Annotated in this window: 5 protein-coding genes; all 5 read left to right on the top strand. The window is 66.4% G+C overall.

Translation table 11 applies throughout. The features are described from left to right. Positions 1-609: molybdenum cofactor biosynthesis protein MoaD (locus tag GX414_00025; GenBank protein ID NLI45476.1), on the top strand; the 609-nt coding region annotated here is incomplete at its 5' end. Then, positions 582-1,541 (top strand): VWA domain-containing protein, encoded by a 960-nt coding sequence (locus tag GX414_00020; protein ID NLI45475.1) that lies wholly within the window; start codon positions 582-584, stop codon positions 1,539-1,541. The genes GX414_00025 and GX414_00020, both read left to right, overlap by 28 nt. Beyond that, the gene (locus GX414_00015; protein ID NLI45474.1) at positions 1,538-1,786 is read left to right on the top strand and encodes a Sm ribonucleo-like protein; all 249 of its coding nucleotides are present in this window, start codon (positions 1,538-1,540) and stop codon (positions 1,784-1,786) included. Before GX414_00020 ends, GX414_00015 begins: the two co-directional genes overlap by 4 nt. Positions 1,787-1,822: 36 nt before the next feature. Next, positions 1,823-2,638 (top strand): inositol monophosphatase, encoded by an 816-nt coding sequence (locus GX414_00010; protein NLI45473.1) that lies wholly within the window; start codon positions 1,823-1,825, stop codon positions 2,636-2,638. A gap of 15 nt (positions 2,639-2,653) precedes the next feature. After that, positions 2,654-3,067 (top strand): hypothetical protein (locus GX414_00005; GenBank protein ID NLI45472.1); only part of this gene is annotated, 414 nt, incomplete at its 3' end.

Here is a 3,067-nt window from a genome sequence, read left to right as displayed (position 1 = left end):
TATGCGGCCCGGTTCCCGGAGTTGGAGCGCCAGCGCAGGTCCATCATGCTCGCCCGGAACCATGACTTTGGCACGCCCGATACCCGCCTCCAGGACGGCGACGAGGTGGCCTTTCTGCCGCCGGTGAGCGGCGGCGTGGGACCCTGCTCCTCCTCCATTTCCGACCCCGCCGGGCACTTCTTCGCGCTCACGCGCGAGCCCATCTCCACCCGTGACCTCGTCGCCCAACTGCAACGGGGCGAGGACGGAGCGGTGGTGGTGTTCGAGGGCGTCGTGCGCAATAACACCAACGGGCGCGCCACGCTTTGGCTGGACTACGAGTGCTACGAACCGATGGCGCTGAAAATGATGGCCGCCATCGGGCGCGAGATCGCCGCCTCCCACGCCATCGGCCGTGTCGGCATGGTGCACAGGCTGGGGAGGATGGAGATCGGCGAGGCGAGCGTGTTGGTGGTGGTCACGGCGCCGCACCGCAGCCCGGCCTTCGGGGCCGCCCTCGAGGGCATCAACCGGCTGAAGCGGCTGGTTCCCATCTGGAAGAAGGAGCACTTCGCCGATGGCGAGGTGTGGGTGGAAGGCGAGTGGGACGAATCGCTCAAACAGCGCTGACGGCGGCGGCGTCCCTGCTGCTGGCGGGAACGATGTGGCCGCAGGAGCCCGTCATCCGCGTCGACGTGCGGCTGGTGAGGATGCTGGTGACGGTGAAGGACTCCTACGGGCGGTTGATCGGCTCGCTGAACAAAGAGGACTTCACCGTTCAGGACAACGGCGTGCGGCAGGATCTGTCGGTGTTCGAACGGCACACCGAGCAGCCGCTTTCCATCAGCCTGCTGGTGGACATCAGCGGCTCGACGGCCAAGGAGCTGCGCTACGAAATCGACTCGGTCCTGCGGTTCATCAAGGCGGTCTACCGCGAGGGCAACCCGAAGGACGCGGTGGCCCTGTACACCTTCAACTACGACGTCACCCGAGTCGCCCATTTCACGCGGCGGGCGGAGCGGCTGGAGCGAGGGCTGAGGGCCCTGAAACCCGAGGGCGGGACGTCGCTTTACGACGCCATCTACCTGGCGGCAGGCGATCTGGAGGACCGCGAGGGACGGCACGTCGTGGTGGTAGTCACCGATGGCGGCGACACGACCAGCGTCAAGAACTTTCATGCCGCGTTGCAGGCGCTGCATCGCGCCGACACCGTGCTCTACGCCATCCTGGTGATGCCCATCACCAACGACGCGGGGCGCAACATCGGCGGAGAGAACGCCCTGGAGACGCTGGCGGCGGGCACCGGCGGCCGGGTGTTCTACCCCAGCGTGGGCGCCTCGCTCGACGAGGCCCTGGCCGACATCCTGCGCGACCTTCGCACGCAGTACCTGCTGGCTTTCTACCCCCGGAACCTGCCCCCTTCGAAGGACCGGTACCACACTCTGCGCGTTACAGTAGACCGCCCCGGTTTGCGCGCCATCGCCCGCAACGGCTATTATGGGGATTCAGAGCCGGGCGGCGTTCGCCCGCCCCAGGGCCGAGGACCCTCGTCAATCCAGTGAGCGAAAACAGGGAAGAAGGCAAGTCGAAGGTCAAGCCGCGCGTTCCCGAGCAGACGTTCGAGGAGGTCCGCTATCTGCGCCGCCTGATCGAGAACCGTACGCCGGTGCGAGTGCGGCTGAGCAGCAACGAGGATGTCGACGGAACCATCGAGTACTACGATGCGGCATTCCTGCGCCTGACGCGGTCGGACGCCCCCAACCTGTTCATCTACAAGCACGACATCAAGTATCTGTACGAGATCTGACGGTCCCGGCACCGGCCCGGCCCAACCTCGAATCCGATGGCAAGTTACCTGGAGACTGCAACCGAAATCGCGCGGGAAGCCGGCGCGATGCTGGCGAACTACTTTGAGCGGCGCGTCGCCTATGAGATGAAGGGCGAGTTCGACCTGGTGACCGAAGCTGACCGGGCCAGCGAGCGGCTGGTGGTCGAGCGGTTGCGCGCCCACTTCCCCTCTCACGGTATCGTCGCCGAGGAGGGCGGCGGGCAGGAGAGCGCCAGCGAGTTCCGCTGGTATGTCGATCCGCTGGACGGAACGACGAATTTTGCCCACGGCTTCCCGGTCTACAACGTAACCCTCGGGCTGGAGCGCGCCGGCGAGATCATCTGCGGCGTGATCTACGATCCGGAGCGGCGGGAGATGTTCTCGGCCGAACGAGGGTCGGGGGCGTGGCTGAACAACCGGCGCATTCAGGTGTCCAAGGCGGCAAGGCTGAAGGACTCCCTACTGGCGACGGGATTCCCCAGCTACAAGCGGCACTTGAGCGTCAACATCCATTTCTATCACCAGCTTGCCATGGCCTCGCACGGCGTCCGGCGCGCCGGTTCGGCGGCCATCGACCTGGCGTGGGTGGCCTGCGGCCGGATGGAGGGGTTCTGGGAATTCGGCTTGAATCCCTGGGATATGGCGGCGGGCATGTTGCTGGTCGAGGAGGCGGGCGGACGCGTTTCCGACATGTTCGGCGCTCCGGCCAAGGTGGGCAATCCGAGACTGCTGGCGGACAATGGGCTGATCCACGAGGAGATCTTGGCGGTATTCGCCGAGGTCTTCGCCGGGCGTTACCGGGTTCCGATGCCACAGATCAACCCGGCTTAGCGAGCCAAGGGGGTAATGAACGACTCAGTCGTGAGGTTCCAGCCCTCGTCGAGCTATGACGAAGCGCTGGCCCGCGCCGGGGCGGCGTGGGGCATCGAAGCGGAGTACTGGGACATCTGGGGCAAGCATCACGTGCCTTCCGCCGAAGCTCGGCAGGCGGTGTTGCGCTCCCTCGGCGTACCCTGCGAGACGCGGGAACAGCTCGACCAGGCGCTCGAAGAGAGGCTTTGGCTGGAGTGGGCCACTCCGACCACGGCCACGGTGGTCGCCAGCGACAGCCGGCCGGCGCAACTCGCCCTCAACGTCCCCGAGGAATTCTCGGGCGGCGTGCTGCATGCCGAGCTGACCTGGGAGAACGGCGAGAGCGCGGCCGTATCGGCGCCGGTGGCGAGCCTGCCACTGCTGAAAAACGCCGAGCTTCGCGGGCGG

This window comes from Acidobacteriota bacterium, from assembly GCA_012517875.1.
Taxonomy (GTDB): domain Bacteria; phylum Acidobacteriota; class JAAYUB01; order JAAYUB01; family JAAYUB01; genus JAAYUB01.
This window is presented reverse-complemented; position numbering and strand designations above follow the sequence as displayed.

Excerpts from the sequence above, each read along its gene's own strand:
- GX414_00010 (NLI45473.1), top strand. The coding sequence starts at position 1,823 with ATGGCAAGTTACCTGGAGACTGCAACCGAAATCGCGCGGGAAGCCGGC.